Below are 16,249 nucleotides of genomic sequence, written 5' to 3'. Positions count from 1 at the left end.
ATCTTCGCTGAAATCGGGGGTCGTGTGATTCATGCATACCCCCCTGGGTATCGAACGTGAACATGCCTCCGGGGTCGGTGCCGCGGGCCGACGTCGGTTACGAGATCGAAAGGGTGCATGGCGGTGACGGAGACGAACGCGCTGAATCAGGAGGACCGCGTGGCCGGTGGCCTGGCGGTCGAGGTGATCGAGACGTCCTCGCTGGGCGATCGCAGCTACCTGGCCACCGACGGCGAGGTGGCCGTGGTGGTCGATCCGCAGCGCGACGTCGATCGGGTGATCGCCGCGGCCGGGCGGCTCGGCGTCCGCATCGCGCTGGTCGTGGAGACCCACGTGCACAACGACTACGTCTCCGGTGGCCTGGAGCTGGCCCGGTTGACCGGTGCCGAGTACGGGGTCGCAGCGGCCGACGAGGTGCCGTTCGAACGGCGGCCGCTGTCCGACGGGGACGTCGTGGAGCTGTCACCGCGGATGCAACTGCGGGCGATGGCCACGCCCGGGCACACCTTCCACCACCTGTCCTACGCCTTGGAGGGTGAGGAAGGTCCGGTTGGTGTGTTCACCGGCGGTTCGCTGCTGTTCGGCACGACCGGGCGCACCGACCTGCTGGGTGAGCAGCACAGCGAGGAGCTGGCGCGTCACCAGCACGCTTCCGCTCGCAAGCTCGCGGCGGTCCTGCCCGATGGGGCGCAGATCTGGCCCACCCACGGCTTCGGGAGCTTCTGCTCGGCCACGCAGGCATCCGGTGATGCGGCGACCTTGGGCGAGCAGAAGCGCAGCAACCCTGCCCTGGTGCTGGCCGAGGGCGACTTCGTCGAGCAGACGCTGGCCGGACTGGACGCCTACCCGGCCTACTACGCGCACATGGGTGCCCAGAACGCAGCCGGACCCGAACCGCTCGACCTGCGGGAGCCGGCGCGCGCCGAACCGGACGAGCTTCGGCGCCGCCTGCACCACGGCGAATGGGTGGTGGACCTGCGCTCCCGCAAGGCCTTCGTCGTCTCGCACCTCGCGGGCACGGTCAGCCTCGGACTGGACGGTCCGATGGTGACCTGGCTGGGCTGGATGATCGACTGGGGCGCCCCGATCACGCTCGTCGGCGAGTCCCGCGAGCAGGTCGCCGAAGCGCAGCGGGAGCTCGCCCGGATCGGCATCGACAAGTTCGCCGCAGCGGCGGTGGGCAGCCCCGAGCAGCTCGCCGCCGATCCAGGTCAACTGCGCAGCACCACGACCGCGACCTTCGCGGACCTGGCCGCTGCTCTGGACGGCAAGGCCGACGGGAAGCCCGCGCCGGAGGTGGTGCTCGACGTGCGCACCAACAACGAGTTCGCCGCCTCGCACGTCACCGGGGCGGTGCACATCCCGCTCTACGAGCTCAAGGATCGGATCAGCGAGATCCCGGCAGGTGCCGTCTGGGTGCACTGCGGCAGCGGCTACCGCGCCACCGCTGCGGCTTCTCTGCTGGAAGCCCACGACCTCCCGGTCGTGCTCGTCGACGACTTCTTCGGCGCCGCGGCCGAGGCGGGCGTTCCGATGACCGACCAGAGCTGACCCGCGGATCCGGAACGAAAGCGTAGGGAACACGCATATGCCCAAGACCCTCGATACCGCCGAGGTTCGCGAATTGCGCGAGGCCGACCCGCAGGCCCGTCTGATCGACGTGCGAACCCCTGGTGAGTTCGCCTCCTCGCACATCCCGGGTCCTGCAACGTGCCGCTGAACTTGCTGCGGGAACACCACGATGAGCTCACCGCTGAACACGGCGACCCGATCGTGCTGGTGTGCGCCTCAGGTGCTCGTGCCGAGCAGGCCGGCGCCCTCTTGGATTCCGTCGGCCTGGACCGTCTCAGCGTGCTTCGTGGCGGCATCGCCGGCTGGCAGCAGCACGGAGGTGAGCTCAACTACGGCCGTGGCACCTGGGCCATGGAACGCCAAGTGCGGCTGACCGCGGGACTGCTCGTTTTCATCGGCGTGGTGGCCAGCACGGCCTACGAGCCGCTGAAGTGGATCGCCGGGTTCGTCGGCGCGGGCCTGACCTTCGCCGCGGTGACCAACACCTGCGCCATGTCCCGAGTGCTCGGGCTGCTGCCCCACAACCGCGCCTCCGATTCCGGTGGTCGAGCCCTCCTCGTGGCCCTGACCGGTGGCGAGGGGACAGGAGGCCGTGCTGCGGGCTGATCTCGCGGCACGTTCACGGCTTCGACGACGGCGGTGGCGCGAGGAGTCCGCCGCTGGGACAGGTGGTTTCGTTGTTCTTGGCGGTGGTGTTCGGTGCCGCGATCGGGTTGGTGCTCGGATTGCTCGGGGCGGGAGGTTCGATCCTCGCCGTGCCAGCCCTGGTCTACGGCGTCGGAGAACCCCTGCAGACCGCCATTCCGACCTCGCTGGCGGTGATCGCGCTGTCCTCGCTGGGCAGCCTGCTGCCGCGTGAGCGACGCGCGTCGGTGCGGTGGCCGGTGGCGCTGGTCTTCGGTGCGGCCGGGGTGCCCGCCGCGTTCGGCGGTGCCGCGCTCGGCAGGCTCTTCCCGCAGCGCTGGCTGCTCCTGGCCTTCGCGGCGCTGATGGTCGTCGTCGCGGTCCAGATGCTGCGCGGCGGCGAGAACCACTCCGGTGCCTGCCGGGCCCGGGACGGTCGCGTGAACTGGCGTTCCTGCCTGCCGAAGTCAGTGCTCGCCGGAGCGGTCGTGGGTTTGCTGACCGGGATGTTCGGCGTCGGAGGCGGTTTCGTCGTCGTTCCCGTGCTGACTCTGCTGCTGGGTCTGGGTGCCCAGCAAGCGGTCGCAACGTCCCTGGTGGTCGTCCTGATCAACTCGGTGGCCGGGCTCTCCGCCCACGCGGACGCGGTCGACAGCATCGATCACCGGGTCCTGCTGGTGTTCGCCGCGTCGGCGCTGGTGGTCTCGCTCGTGGCGGCCCGGCTAGCCACGAGGCTCAACGCTTCCACGGTGCGTCGCTGGTTCGCCTTCGTCGTCCTCGCCGTCGCCGCGTTCGTCGCGGCTGCGGCGATCGTCAACCCCTCGGCCTTGGGCTGAGAAACGCCTGCTCCGAAGAGCGGGGGCATCGAGGAAAAGGAAGTGATGACCATGTGTCGTCGTGTCGAGTGCCGCACCTGCGGCAAACCGACCTACGCCGGGTGCGGCCAGCACGTGGAGCAGGTGCTCGGTGGAGTGCCGAAGTCCCAGCGGTGCCACTGCACGCCGAAGACCGGAGGCGCGAGCAGAATCCTCCGAAAGATCTTCGGCCGCAGCTAGCCCCGCTCGCGGGATGTGGCGCGTGGCCCGTCGGACATGAAACGGGTTAGCCAGGCCGAGGCCGCCAGGAACAACCCGACCAGAGCCAGTGCCCGCAGGAGGGCGGCGGTCGGGAGACGTTCGAGATCGTGCGGCAGGAACTTGCGCCGGATCAGCACCGGCCCGACCCCGGAACTCCACCAGTGCTTCCACATCACCGGCTGGCGAGCGAGCAGCGCTACCGCGGGGAGCGGGTTGAACGTCGCGCGTCGGTAGCTGATGAGGCCATCGTCGTCGAGCGTGAGCTGATCGGTGACCTGGAGGTGCAGGGGTGATCGGCCTAGGGTCCCGGTGAGGAGCAAGCTGATGCGCACCGCGCGTCCGTCGGCGGCCCACCGGGTCACCTCGCCCTTCAGGTCCGGGGTCAGCTCGATCAGCCGCCCGTACTCCTCCGCCAGAGCGTGCCGACCCACGCGGTTCCGGAGCAAGGGCTGGACCAGCGTCACCTCGTCGGCGAGCAGATCGTCCCACGCGTGGGGGTGAGGGGCCTGCCAACCTTCGGCGAACGCGGCCACAGCGGCCTCGACGGCTGCGGCGTCCGCGGAGCTCTGGAGGTCCACGCCTTCTCCTCTCAAACGTGGCGAACGCCCGAGCGTTTCGTGCCGTTCGCGGGGAAACCGGAGCCGTGCCCGTTCGGGTCGCGCATGTGCTGGTGGGCCCATTCTTCATAGCTGGTGAGCAGGATTCCGAGGTCCCTCGCGAACTGCGGGCTGCCGGGCTGGCCTGCCGCGTTGAGCCACTCGTGCGAGGCGCCCATCGCCGGCATGCCTGCGGCGAAGGCCTCCTCCTCTGTCACGTCCGGGGCGGACAGCTGCCGTCCCAACACGCAGGAGAGGACCTCGGCGACCTCCGTCATCGGCAGGTGGTCGCTGGCCAGTTCCAGCTCGACCCCGTCGAATCGCTCCGGCTCTGCGATGGCGGCGGCCGCCGCTCTGCCGATGTCGTCCACCGCGACCAGGGGTATCGGCGTGTGGGGGCGCAGGAGGGTGACCAGGCCGCCCTCGATTCCGCGCGGGAACAGGTAGGCCATGGAGGGGAGGAAGTTCTCCATGGAGAAGACCGGCTTGAGCAGCGTCCAGCGGCGGAATCCGGCTGCGCGGACCTGGTCGTGGCGGTCGTGAGGATCACCGGTGACCGGTTCGGCTTCGAGCGCCGCCACGGCCTGGGCTCGGTCGGTCGCCGGATCGCGCACGAGGGCTCGGACGCGCACGCCTGCGGCGAGCAGAGCACGCGCGGTCGCGCCACCCTGCCTGCCGGTGGCGCCGGTGACCAGGACAGGTGCGGGATATGCAGACATGCTGCTCCCTCGGCGAAGTCGTCGAAACGGCGCGGCAACACCCGTGAGACCGGCCGATGTAGCCGCCACGAGCACGGCACCGCACAGCACGAGCGTAGTGCGCAGCGGCGATCACCAGGTGGTGTTCGAGGGGCACGGCGCGGACCGGGTGGGTGGGGAGAGTGGTCGGGTAGGGCAAAATGGCGAGGTCGATCGAGGTGTCCCGAGTTGAGGAACGAGGCTGCGGCATGACCGACCGCACTGCGCGGAGCGTCGCCACGCGACGGCGTTTCGTGGAGGTGGCGCTGCAGCTGTTCCACGAGCAGGGCTACGCGCAGACCTCGATGGCGCAGATCGCTCACGCCGCAGGGGGCAGCAGGGCCAACCTCTACCTGTACTTCAACACCAAGTCGCAGCTGGTCATGACCAGGATGCGGGAGTTGGAGCCGGAGGTGGAGGAGCTCTACACCGCGCTGGACGCGCTGCCGGACCACTCGCCCGAGACGATGCGGGAGTGGGTCGACCGGGCTCGGCAGATGTGGTTCCGGTACGCGGCCGAGTTCAACGCGATCGCCCAGGCGATGGGTGATGAACCGGACATCTTGGACGAGTGGCTGGGTTTGATCCACCGCATGTGCCGGGCGCAGGTCGTGCTCTACCGGGATTGCGCCTCCGAGGAGGAGCGGTGGGACCGGGAGGCGCACATGGTGACGCTCATGATGAGCCTGGAGCGCAACTTCTACTTCCTCTACATACGGCGTCGCGGCGATCACGAGGATCGAGTCCTGACCGCGCTGGCCGCGCAGTGGTCCCGCCTGTTCGACGAATGAGCCGCCGCGGAGGGGAATTCGCGGTTCTCACTGACTGCACCGGTCCAGCACGATCCGAGCGCATCCGTCCGCGGCGCGCGAGACGCAGATCATCATGGTCTCGTCGGCCTCCTGCTCGGAGGCCGTGAGGATCGAGTCCCGGTGGTCCGCGCGGCCGGCGACGATCCGGGTCTCGCACGTGCCGCAGGTGCCGGTCTTGCACGAGGAGATCGCGGGCAGCCCCGACCGTTCGAGGGCATCCAGGATCGTCTCGTCGGCGCCGACGTCGACGACCGTCCCGGACTCGGCGAGCTCCACCTGGAACGGTGAGTCCGGTTCGGTGCGCTCGACCACCTTCGGGGCGAACCGCTCCAGGCGCAGGGAGTCCTTCGGCCAGTCGCTCATGGCCTCCTCGACGGCGCGCAGCAGCGGTTCCGGGCCGCAGGCGTAGACCAGGCAGTCGTCGCGGGCCGTGCCGAGCAGTCCGGGCACGTCGATCAGCCCGCACTCGTCCTGCGGCACCAGCGTGACCCGGCGGTCGTGGGCGGCCAGTTCGTCGAGGAACGCCATCGAGGTGCGGCTGCGCCCGCCGTAGACCAGCTCCCACTCGATCCCGGCCCGCTCGGCCTCGGCGATCATCGGCAGGACCGGGGTGATGCCGATGCCCCCGGCGACGAACACGTACCGCGACGCCGGTGCCAGCCGGAAGTTGTTGCGCGGCCAGGACACCGTGACCGCTGAGCCGGGCATCAGCGTGTCGTGCACGGCCGCCGAGCCGCCGCGGCCGTCGGGTTCCCGCAGCACCCCGATGCGGTACGCGGTGCGCCGATCGGGATCGGAGGACAGGGAGTACTGGCGCACCAGCGGCTCCTCCGCGCCCGGGAGGTGCACGTCGATGTGGGCTCCGGCCTTCCAGCGCGGCAGCTCACCGCCGTCCGGATGTCCCAGCGTCAGGGCGACGACGCCGTCCGAGACCTCCGCGCGTTCGAGCACCTCCAGGTTGAGGGTGCGCACGGTGCGTTCCTTGGAGCGCTGGACGTCGGCGGTGTCCCAGCTGACCCGCAGGCTCCGCCTGATCGGGACCAGCGCGGTCGGTCGGAAGTCGAGCTCGACGGGCTCGTCGGGTCGCAGCGACGGCAGGCGCTGGAAGAGCGCCTTGAGCCCGGTGGGCCCCTGAACCCTGGCCAGCGGGTTGCCCAGGCAGGTGTGCCGCCCGGTGGAGAACGCCAGGTGATCGGTGGGCTCGGGCCGGTGGATGTCGAACTCGAACGGCCGGTCGTGGTGCGAGGGATCGGTGTTCGCGCTGCTCAGCGCCACGTGGATCATCTCGCCCGCGGCGATGCGGACCCCGCTGATCTCGACGTCGGAGGTGGCGCGGCGGGAGGTGAACGTCGACGACGGCCGACGGCGCACGGTCTCCTCGAACACCCGCTGCCACAGCTCGGGTTCGGCGATCGCCTCCTGCAGGGTTTCGGGGGAGCGGGAGAGGAACAGGATCGCGTTGGCCATCGCCTGGGCCGTGGTGTCGGTGCCCGCGGCGGCGAGTTCGGCGACGTGCAGGCCGATGCGGGCGGTGTCCAGGGCCCAGGAGCCGTCGTCGTCGCGGGCCGAGGCCAGCACCGAGATGAGGTCGTCGGCCTTCGAACCGCGCCGCGTCTCGATGATCTCCCGCAGCTCCAGGTTGGCGGCCACGAACCGGTCCCAGATCTCCAGCCTGGCTTCCTCGGTGATGTCGGCGTGCGCGCTGGAGAGCACGGAGAACAGGTCGTCGCGCACCTGGCGCAGCATCTGCTCCTGGTCGTAGCCGAGGTCGAGCAGGGCCATGATCGTCTGCGTGGTCAGCTCCAGGCAGTAGTCCTCGACGATGTTGCCGGAACCGCTGTTCTCGAACCGGTCGATGATCCGGTGGGCGCGGGCTTCGATCTCGGGCTGGAGCCGTTCCATGCGGTCCTTGAGGAAACCGCGCTGGGCGATCTTGCGGGTTTCGGTGTGCCGCGGTGGGTCCTGCCCGACGATCATGCTGGAGATCAGCTCCGGCGGGTACGTGTCGTGGTACTTCTCCGGAACCCGTGCCGCCGTGTTGGCCTCCGAGGAGAACGCCTTCCAGTCGCCGAGGACGCGCAGCGCGTCCTCGCGCCGGGTGACGACCCAGCCGTGCAGCGGCTCGTACCAGAACACCGGGGCATCCTCGCGGGCTGCGGCCAGGTGCAGCGCGGGGTCGCGGTAGTACGCCTCGGACATGACGTCGAATCCGTGGGCGACCGGGCATCCTCCGGTCGCGTCGTGCTGAGTGGTCATCGGCACCTCACCTGGAGCGGACCGCGGACGCGGCGATCGAGGACAGCTTCTGGAAGCGCGCGACGTTGTCGCCCTCGTCCATCACGCCGGAGGACAGGAAGCAGAACGAGACGTCCGAGACCGGGTCGACCCACAGCAGCGAGGAACCGGCGCCGTAGGAACCGAAGGTGCGCGGGGACACGAACGGGCCGAAGAAGCGGGCGTGCGAACCGGTTCCGGCAAGGGCCATGCCGAGTCCCATGTTGCCGGGCGGCACGTCCCACCTGCGAGCTTCGGCGACCATGCCGTAGAGGTCGTTGATGTCGTCGCCGGTCTGGTTGGTGGTGGCGAAGTCCAGCACCGACTCGCCGATGATCTGCTCGCCCTCGGCGGTGCGGCCCCGGTTGCGCAGCACCTCGGTGAAGGCGAAGACGTCGTCGATCGTGGAAACGGCACCGACCCAGGGCATTTCGGCGTCCGGGCGATCGATGGCGTCGTTGAGGCACTCGATGTCGTCGGGCTTGAGCCAGGAATCGTTGGCCGCGACCACCTTGAGCGCAACGGCGCGGTCCCGCCACTCGGGCGGGAGCCCGAAGCGGGTGTGCTGCATGCCGATCGGCCGGAAGACCTGCTCGTGCACGAGATCGCGGAAGGACGCGGCACCGTGGGCGCGGCGGACCATCTCGCCCAGCAGCGCGTGGTTGATGGCGGGGGAGTAGTGCAGGTGGGTGCCCGGCTCGTGCACCACGTCGACGGTGCCGAGGGCGTCGATGACGTCGGCGAGCACCGCGAACCCTTCCGGGCCCAGGCCGGGGTTCGGCGTGGCGGGCATGCCGGCGCGGTGGGTCAGCAGGTGCGCGACGTTGATCCGGTCCTTGCGGGCGGCCCGGAACGGCTCGGGTCCGAAGAACTCGGGGATGAGGTCGACGACGCGGGTGGAGAGCATGAGCCGGCCCTCGCTGAGGGCGCGGAACACCAGCGCGTTGGTGAAGCCTTTGGACATCGACAGGACGCGGTAGACGTCGTCGGTCGCGGTCGGTCGGCCGGTGTCCGCATCGGACGATCCGTAGGCACCGCGCAAGGCGATCTGGCCGTGCCGGGCGACGATGATGTTGGCGCCGTGGTAGTCGCCGCGCGCGATGTCGCCGCGGATGGCCTCGTCCAGGACTTCGAGGAATCGGCGTTCCAGACCGGGGACGTCGGTGATGGTCACCTGGCGTTCGTGGTTCTCGGGCACTGTTCTTCCGTTCGTGCTGCGGGGCAGGAGTGGTCGGGCGGGCTGCTCAGGCCATGAGAGCGCCGCCGGAGGGCGAGAGCGTCTGGCCGGTGAAGTGCTTGCCCGCGTCGGAGGCCAGGAACAGGACGGTGCGGCCGACCTCGTCGGGTTCCGCGACGCGCTTGAGCGGCTGCAGCGCCAGCAGCGCCTGGACGTGGTCGTCGCCGGAGGCGCTGAGCATCGCGGTGTTGACGCCGGCCGGGGCCAGGGCGTTGACGCGGATGTCGAACGGCGCCAACTCAGCGGCCACCGCCTTGGTCAGCCCGACGATCGCGGCCTTGGACGCCGGGTAGTAGGCGGGCATCGGCAGGCCGATGAGCCCCGCCACCGAGGCGAAGTTGACGATCGAACCCCCGCCGGCCTTCTTGAGCAGGTCCACGGCGGCGCGGATCGTGTAGAAGGTGCCGTTGAGGTTGATGGCGACCACGCGGTCGAAGTCCGCATCGGTGATCCCGCCCAGGAATTCGGGGTGGAACGTTTCGCCGGTCTTGGCCGCGTTGACCATCCGGTCGTTGATGCCGTCGACCCACGCCTGCTGCGCCCCGCCGGGGGTGGACACGCCGGCGGCGTTGACCAGGACGTCGAGCTTGCCGTGGTCGGTCCCGACCTGGCCGAAGACCTCGTTGATCGCGGTCGAGTCGGACACGTCCAGCGCGAATCCGCGGGCGCGGGGGAGCTGGGCGAACTCCTCGTCCAGGGCTTCTCGACGCAGGTCGATGCCGTAGACGGTCGCGCCGGCGTCGGTCAGGGCCTTGGCGGTGGCCAGGCCCATCCCTGAAGCGGCTCCCGTGACGACTGCGATGGCGCCATCCACTCTCATCCGGTTCTCCCTGTCGTGCGGAGGCAGCTCTGCCGATGCGCTGCCTCACTTCGGGTGGGTTCGGGCCAGCATCGCAAAGACTTGGACAACCTGTCCAGGTTTGCGCGGCGATATTTTGGACAGGCTGTCCAGGTTGGTTTTCTCGTTGGGGGGAAGGCGCTTTGGGGTGGAGCGGCCTGCCTGCGGTGGGTTGGTCACGCAAAACCGGAACCAAGTATTCTGCACAGCAGAATCGAACTCGGAGGCTCGGAGGGCTGATGGCCACGGAGATGAAGCAACCCCCGGCGTACGCCATCGCCAGCGTTGATCACGCGTTGCGGCTCGCGACGATCCTGCAGCTCGAAGGCGGTCTGAGCGTCGCCGACGCGGCTGAGCGCCTGGGTGTCGCGCGGTCGACCGCCCACCGGCTGCTCGCGATGCTCGTCTACCGGGATTTCGCCGCGCAGGACGACACCAAGGTCTACCGCGCGGGTCCCGTCCTGGAGCTCGCCTCGCATTCGCGCTCGACGGCCTCCCGGCTGCGGCAGGCCGCCCTGCCCCACCTGGACAGGCTCGTCGACGAGCTGGGGGAGTCGGTCAACCTGACGGTGCGCACCGGGAGCACCACCCGGTTCATCGCCTGCGCCGAGTGCCGGCAGGCGTTGCGGGTGGGATCCCGGGAGGGCATGGTCTTCCCAGCCCACCAGACCACCGCCGGCCTGCTGCTGCTCTCCGAGCTCACCGGCGAAGAGCTCGACTCCACCTACGCCGGAGCGGCTCAGGCCGAGGTGCCCGACATGGACCAGCTGCGCCGGGAGCTGGCGAAGGTCCGGCGCAACGGGTTCGCGCTGAACCAAGGGCGTTCGGAGCGCGGCGTCGTCGCCATCGGCGTGCCGGTCCGATCCGCGGAGGGCGCGGCGATCGCGGGGCTGTCGGTGTCGATGCCCAGCGTGCGCTACGACCGAGGGCGGCTGCGCCCGATCGTCGCCGTCCTCGCCTCGGCTGCGAGCGCGCTGGAGAACGACCTGCACTCGGAATGACCACTTCCGGTTCCTTGCCGGCGGAACGCTCGCGGAACCGGACGAATTCTTCATAGCAGAACTACCTGTTCCTCAGCCGAGGACCGTCGCAGGGTGGAACGCGCTACCCGGTGTCCGGGCGGAGCTCAGCGGGCGATCCAAGACCGGCCCGCAGATGCGAAGAGGAGTTCAGACCAGTGCAGTTCTACCTTGACGGCTACAAGCCCGGCGACCCGTTCGTGGACGAGCCCCACCCGTCCGTCGCGGAGCGGCCTCCCGGCCTGCCGGACACCGCCGACGTGGTGATCATCGGCTGCGGCCCGGCCGGTCTGGTCCTGGCGGCCCAGCTGGCCCGGTTCCCGGAGCTGCGCACGGTGATCGTCGACCGGCGGGACGGACCGCTGGAAGTCGGCCAGGCCGACGGCGTCGCCTGCCGCACGGTGGAGATGTTCGAGGCGTTCGGGCTCGCCGACCAGCTCATCCACGAGGGCTACCAGGTCAACGAGGTGAGCTTCTGGCGGCCGGACCCCGATGGCAGCGGCTCGATCGTGCGCGCCGGGCGCGTCGACGACGTGGAGGAGGGCATCTCCGAGATGCCGCACATGATCGTCAACCAGGCCCGGATGCTGGCCTACCTGCGCGACCACATGCGCCGCTCGGCCAGCCGAGCCGAGCCGTTCTACGGCTTGCACGCCACCGACGTCCGGGTCGACCCCGACGGCGAGCACCCGGTCGCGGTCACGCTGCAGCACGTCGAGAACTTCGAGCCCACGGGCGAAACCTCGACGATCCGGGCCAAGTACGTGGTGGGCTGCGACGGTTCGCGCAGCGGAACCCGGGAAGCCATCGGCCGCCGACTGGAGGGCGATGCGACCAACAGCTCGTGGGGCGTGCTCGACGTCCTGGCCGTCACCGATTTCCCCGACATCCGGCTCAAGTCGGCCATCCACTCCGAGCAGGGCAGCATCCTGATCATCCCGCGCGAGGGCGGATACCTGGTGCGGCTCTACATCGAACTCGACAACGACCGCGACGCCGAGATGCTGCGCGACCGCAGCGCGACGCCGGAGAAGCTCGCCGCGGTCGCCAACCGGATCCTGCACCCGTACTCGATCGACGTGAAGCACGTCGGCTGGTGGGCGGTCTACGAGATCGGCCAGCGCCTCTGCGACCGCTTCGACGACGCCGACGAGTCCGGAGCGCGCGAGCCGAGGGTGTTCATCGCCGGCGACGCCTGCCACACCCACAGCGCGAAGGCCGGGCAGGGCATGAACGTCTCGATGGCCGACGCCTGGAACCTCGGGTGGAAGCTGGGCGCGGTGCTGCGCGGCACGTCGCGGCCCGAGCTGCTGCGCACCTACTCCGAGGAGCGGCAGGCGGTCGCCCAGCAGCTCATCGACTTCGACCGCGAGTTCGCCGCCCTGTTCAGCGCCCGCTCGGACGGTGACGAGGGCCGTGCGGACCCGGAGAAGTTCCAGCACTACTTCCGCGAGCAGGGCCGGTTCACCGCCGGGGTCGCCGTGCGCTACCAGCCCTCCCTGATCACCTCCGCATCACCTCATCAGGACCTGGCCGACGGGTTCCCGCTGGGGATGCGGTTCCACTCGGCGCCGGTGATCCGCCTGGCCGACGCGAAGCCGGTGCATCTCGGACACGCCGCCCGGGCCGACGGCGCCTGGCGGCTCTACGCGTTCGCCGACCGCGCGCACCCGGGCAGCGCCGATTCCCGGCTGGGGGATCTGGCCCGGTTCCTGGCCTCCGGGGGTTCGCCGATCGCCCGGTTCACCCCGCCCGGTGCCGACCCCGACTCGGTGATCGACGTCCGGGCCGTGCTGCAGCAGGGACATCGCGACATCACGGTCGAGGACCTGCCGCCGGTGCTCCTGCCGCGCAAGGGACCGTTCGCGCTCGTCGACCACGAGAAGGCCTTCTGCCCGGACCCGGACGCCGACATCTTCGACCTGCGCGGTCTGGACAGGGAACGCGGCGCCCTCGTGGTGGTCCGGCCGGACCAGTACGTCGCCCACGTGCTCCCGCTCGACGCCCACGACGAGCTCGTCGACTTCCTCGGCGGAGTCCTCGTCGAGGTCGGAACCTCCACGGCCTCCGGCAGGAGCTAGAACGCGCGGGCAGCGGTGGCGGGTCGGGTTGGTTCGGTGGGACCGTGGCGCCATCGCGCACCACTGGGGGGCGAACCGTGCATCTCGATCCCGAACTGGCCGCAGCCGTGCCCGCGTTGCCCGACCTGCACATCCACGACCTCGACGGCGCTCGAACGCGGATGGCGGACCTCGCCGCGAACGCTCCGCAGGAGGTTCCCGGCGAGGTCACCGCGACCGATCACGAGGTTGGGGGAGGTGTGCCGGTCCGCGTCTTCCGCCCGTCCGACGTGCCCGACCCGCTACCTGCCGTGCTCCTGCTGCACGGGGGCGGGTTCGTGATGGGCGGCGTGGATTCCCTGACCGCGCAGGCGGTGGACCTGTGCTCGCACCTGCCCGCGGTCGTCGTCGCGGTCGACTACCGCTTGGCGCCCGAGCATCCGTACCCGGCGGCGTTGTGGGACTGCGAGGCCGTGCTCGGCTGGACCACGTCGGAGTCCGGGTCGCTCGGCGTGGACACCACGCGCATCGCGGTGTACGGGATGAGCGCGGGTGGCGGGCTCGCCGCAGCCCTGACGTTGCTGGTCCGGGACCGGGGCGGACCTCCGGTGCGCTTCCAGGTGCTCGACGCCCCGGAGGTCGACGACCGCGTCGAGACGTTCTCGGCACGCACGTTCGACGAGACACCGCTGTGGAACCACGCCGACGCGGTGCTGAGCTGGCGGCACTACCTGCGCGGGTGGAACGGGGACGTTCCCGCCTACGCGGCTCCGGCCCGCGCGGACGACCTGTCCGGGCTGCCGGCCGCGTACGTGTCGGTGTACGAGAACGACCCGCTGCGCGACGAGGGCCTGGCCTACGCCTCCGGCCTGCTGCGCGCGGGCGTGCCGGTCGAGCTGCACCTGTTCCCCGGCACGTTTCACCGCTCGGCGGTGCTCACGGGCGCAGCGGTGTCCCAACGCCAAACCACCGAAACCCGCGACGCCCTCCGCCGAGCCCTGCACCCGGCGACCTGATCAGCGACGAGGTCGCGACACTCGATAGCGCCCTCACCTCGTTGAATCCCGAAAGGTGATCCACCTGCTTGAGGGGTGAGACGGGGTACTGGCGGGTGCGAGATCGGTGTCGAGCACGTGCAAATCGGACGTTGAGCGTTCAATCCTTTCGGTGTGATGCTGCTCTTTTCGGGTGGCGTGGTGCAATTCAAGCGAATTTGATCTGCATGTTTGATACGGGATTCGGCATTTTGGGAAATGAGTGAAAAACAAGTTCGGGCGCGCTTGGGGAATCGGGCATTTTGGGATTTGGGTCGACTGTGCTCCTTGGTAGAGTCGCGAATCTCGCAACTGGTCCATCTCCCCAGCTCTCATGCTTGGCCGCTTGGTAGTCGATGCCTGCGGCCCAAGATCGAATTATTGAGGGGGTGAGAAAATGAAGAAGAAGACGGTGCACAACTCCCCGCACGCGATCGGCGGCGGCACCACAGGCGTGCGGATCTCCAAGTAGCGGAAAGGTGGGGCGGCTGGGGGATGCGCGCATGCCTCGTCGCTCCACCCCGCCTTTGCCGATTCGGAGGTGTGATCGAGTGGACGTGACGTTGGTCAACATGCCGTGGGCGTCGGTCGCGTACCCGTCACTGGCATGTGGAATCCTCAAAGCGGCTGCCGAACGCGGCGGGGATCATCGGGTCGCCATGGTGGATGCGAACCTCGACTTCTTCGATTGGATGCACGGCGAGTTCGGCGCCGGCCTGCGTGAATACGACTTCTTCAGTCTTGACAGCTACTTCCAGGGCTGTGGCGACTGGATCTTCACCTCTGCGCTTTATGACGATCGGTCCTGGCGCGTCGAGGAGTTTTACGCGGCGCATCGCGGAGACATCGACGAGGCATTGCTCCGGCTGTGCGTTCAACTGCACGAGCTCGTGCCGGACTGGATCTCGATGTATGCCAAGAAGCTGGCGGATTCAGCCGGCGCGCTAGTTGGCCTCACCACGACGTTCCAGCAAAATGCGGCCTCGCTTGCCCTGGCTCGTGAGTTGAAAAGCATCGATCCTGCGTTGCGGACGGTGCTGGGTGGGGCGAACTGCGAGGGGCCGCAGGGGGCGGCCTGGCATCGGAACTTCGAGTTCGTCGACTTCGTGGTCCGCGGGGAAGGCGAGGCTGTGTTCCCCGCGCTGCTCGACGGGCTCGCTTCCGGGGGTGGTTTGCAGGAGATCCCCGGGTTGTGCTGGCGCCACAAGTCGGAGGCTAGCGCGAACGCGCCGAGCGCCGCCCCGTTGCCGCCGGGGCGCATAGTGTCACCCGACTTCGGTGACTACTTCGAGCGGCACGCTTCCTGTTCTGCATCCACCGAGGTGGAGCCCAAGTTGGTCGTCGAGGGATCCCGCGGTTGTTGGTGGGGAGAAAAGCACCACTGCACGTTCTGCGGTCTTAACGGGGCCTTCATGGAGTTTCGAAGCAAGAGTCCCCAACGGTTCCGCGATGAGTTGTTCGAGCTCGCGGCTCAGCATCAGGTGCTCGATGTGTACCTCGTGGACAACATCCTCGACATGAGCTACCTCAACACGGTCCTGCCGGAATTCGTCGAATCCGGATGCGACCTGCGGATTCAATGCGAGGTCAAGTCGAACCTCCGATTCGATCAGATGCGCCTGTTGGTGGACTCCGGAGTCGTCCAGGTGCAGCCCGGCATCGAGAATCTCAGCACTCGAGTCCTCAGGCTCATGGACAAGGGGGTGAGCGGTTGCCAGAACGTGCGTTTTCTCCGGGATGCTAGCTCGTTGGGCCTCACCGTGATGTGGAACTACCTGTACGGGTTTCCTGGCGAGTTGGATTCGGACTACATCCCAGTGATCGATCAAATGGCCGCGTTGCATCATCTTCCGCCGATGGACGGTGCGGACCGCATCGCGCTGGAGCGCTTCAGCCCGTATTTCGATCGTTTAGAGCTGGGCTTCTCGGAGCGCAGCCCTGATCCCCAATACGCCCGCAACTACGATCTGCCTTCTGAAGAGCTGGCCGATATCGCCTATCTGTTCACCAGCAAGCCCGCAGGCATCGGGGCCGATACCGAGAAGCGGTTGTTGGATGCTTCGGCTGCCTGGCGGGCTGCGCATCGGGGAAGCGACCTGGATTTGGTGCGGATGGATGCCGAGACCGTGATCGTGGACGATCGCCCCGGGTTCGGCCAGCGCGAACACGTGCTTGCCGGCACCGATATGGCTTTGTTCGAGATGCTTGATCGTCCGAGAGGGTTGTCAACACTCCAGAAGCGCTTCGGCTCGGGAATCCAGGACACGTTGATGTCTTGGCAGGCAGCCGGGCTGGTCTTCACCGATGGAGGCCACTACGTGCACGTCGTCCCCGAAGCCAACAATCAGCGGCAGTTGAGGGTCGGGTGAA

Annotated in this window: 14 protein-coding genes and 1 pseudogene; 10 read left to right on the top strand and 5 right to left on the bottom strand. The window is 68.8% G+C overall.

Translation table 11 applies throughout. From position 1 onward, the window contains the following. Positions 1–123 precede the first annotated feature (123 nt). The 5 genes and pseudogenes from KBO27_RS23605 to KBO27_RS34945 all read left to right on the top strand — a co-directional run bounded on the left by KBO27_RS23605 (position 124) and on the right by KBO27_RS34945 (position 3,251). Entirely contained in the window at positions 124–1,551 is a 1,428-nt protein-coding gene (locus KBO27_RS23605; RefSeq protein ID WP_307870573.1) for an MBL fold metallo-hydrolase, read from the top strand. Positions 1,552–1,588: 37 nt separating this feature from the next. Next, positions 1,589–1,824, top strand: a pseudogene (locus tag KBO27_RS34830) (rhodanese-like domain-containing protein); the annotation flags it as partial. 99 nt (positions 1,825–1,923) lie between these two features. After that, a complete protein-coding gene (locus KBO27_RS34825; protein WP_372448874.1) occupies positions 1,924–2,178 on the top strand; it encodes a YgaP family membrane protein in 255 nt (84 codons plus the stop codon). Between the two features lie 71 nt (positions 2,179–2,249). Further along, positions 2,250–3,032: a sulfite exporter TauE/SafE family protein gene (locus tag KBO27_RS23595; RefSeq protein ID WP_210972239.1), complete on the top strand. Its 783-nt coding sequence runs from the start codon at positions 2,250–2,252 to the stop codon at positions 3,030–3,032. Positions 3,033–3,077: 45 nt separating this feature from the next. Next, positions 3,078–3,251 (top strand): DUF8730 family Cys-rich protein, encoded by a 174-nt coding sequence (locus KBO27_RS34945; RefSeq protein ID WP_503454126.1) that lies wholly within the window; start codon positions 3,078–3,080, stop codon positions 3,249–3,251. On the opposite strand, the gene KBO27_RS23590 is transcribed toward KBO27_RS34945, so the two are convergent. Together KBO27_RS23590 and KBO27_RS23585 are read right to left on the bottom strand one after the other, a co-directional pair. Beyond that, positions 3,248–3,850 (bottom strand): nuclear transport factor 2 family protein, encoded by a 603-nt coding sequence (locus KBO27_RS23590; RefSeq protein WP_210972079.1) that lies wholly within the window; start codon positions 3,848–3,850, stop codon positions 3,248–3,250. The genes KBO27_RS34945 and KBO27_RS23590 overlap by 4 nt on opposite strands. Positions 3,851–3,861: 11 nt before the next feature. Continuing rightward, positions 3,862–4,587: an NmrA family NAD(P)-binding protein gene (locus KBO27_RS23585; RefSeq protein ID WP_210972078.1), complete on the bottom strand. Its 726-nt coding sequence runs from the start codon at positions 4,585–4,587 to the stop codon at positions 3,862–3,864. A 227-nt stretch (positions 4,588–4,814) separates the two neighbouring features. On the opposite strand from KBO27_RS23585, the gene KBO27_RS23580 reads away from it, so the two are divergent. After that, the gene (locus KBO27_RS23580) at positions 4,815–5,396 is read left to right on the top strand and encodes a TetR/AcrR family transcriptional regulator (protein WP_210972077.1); all 582 of its coding nucleotides are present in this window, start codon (positions 4,815–4,817) and stop codon (positions 5,394–5,396) included. 27 nt (positions 5,397–5,423) lie between these two features. Here the strand turns inward: KBO27_RS23580 and KBO27_RS23575 are convergent, their stop codons facing one another. The 3 genes from KBO27_RS23575 to KBO27_RS23565 are packed head-to-tail and all read right to left on the bottom strand — an operon-like array spanning position 5,424 to position 9,748. After that, positions 5,424–7,673 carry a cytochrome P450 gene (locus KBO27_RS23575; protein WP_210972076.1) on the bottom strand — a complete coding sequence of 750 codons (2,250 nt, stop codon included), beginning with the start codon at positions 7,671–7,673 and terminating at the stop codon, positions 5,424–5,426. 7 nt (positions 7,674–7,680) lie between these two features. Further along, on the bottom strand, positions 7,681–8,889 hold the full coding sequence (locus tag KBO27_RS23570; RefSeq protein ID WP_210972075.1) for a serine hydrolase domain-containing protein: 1,209 nt from the start codon (positions 8,887–8,889) through the stop codon (positions 7,681–7,683). 46 nt (positions 8,890–8,935) lie between these two features. Next, positions 8,936–9,748 carry an SDR family NAD(P)-dependent oxidoreductase gene (locus KBO27_RS23565; protein ID WP_210972074.1) on the bottom strand — a complete coding sequence of 271 codons (813 nt, stop codon included), beginning with the start codon at positions 9,746–9,748 and terminating at the stop codon, positions 8,936–8,938. A gap of 257 nt (positions 9,749–10,005) precedes the next feature. On the opposite strand from KBO27_RS23565, the gene KBO27_RS23560 reads away from it, so the two are divergent. The 4 genes from KBO27_RS23560 to KBO27_RS23545 all read left to right on the top strand — a co-directional run bounded on the left by KBO27_RS23560 (position 10,006) and on the right by KBO27_RS23545 (position 16,248). After that, positions 10,006–10,767: an IclR family transcriptional regulator gene (locus KBO27_RS23560; protein WP_246537892.1), complete on the top strand. Its 762-nt coding sequence runs from the start codon at positions 10,006–10,008 to the stop codon at positions 10,765–10,767. A gap of 176 nt (positions 10,768–10,943) precedes the next feature. Next, positions 10,944–12,866 (top strand): FAD-dependent monooxygenase, encoded by a 1,923-nt coding sequence (locus KBO27_RS23555; RefSeq protein ID WP_210972073.1) that lies wholly within the window; start codon positions 10,944–10,946, stop codon positions 12,864–12,866. A gap of 77 nt (positions 12,867–12,943) precedes the next feature. Continuing rightward, positions 12,944–13,861: an alpha/beta hydrolase gene (locus KBO27_RS23550; RefSeq protein WP_210972072.1), complete on the top strand. Its 918-nt coding sequence runs from the start codon at positions 12,944–12,946 to the stop codon at positions 13,859–13,861. A 569-nt stretch (positions 13,862–14,430) separates the two neighbouring features. Next, entirely contained in the window at positions 14,431–16,248 is a 1,818-nt protein-coding gene (locus tag KBO27_RS23545) for a RiPP maturation radical SAM C-methyltransferase (RefSeq protein ID WP_210972071.1), read from the top strand. Position 16,249 lies beyond the last annotated feature (1 nt).

Origin of the sequence: Saccharopolyspora endophytica (assembly GCF_018070075.1) — a bacterium.
Taxonomy (GTDB): Bacteria; Actinomycetota; Actinomycetes; order Mycobacteriales; family Pseudonocardiaceae; genus Saccharopolyspora; species Saccharopolyspora endophytica.
Note: the sequence above shows the minus strand (reverse complement) of the source record. Positions and strands in the feature narration are given on the sequence as shown.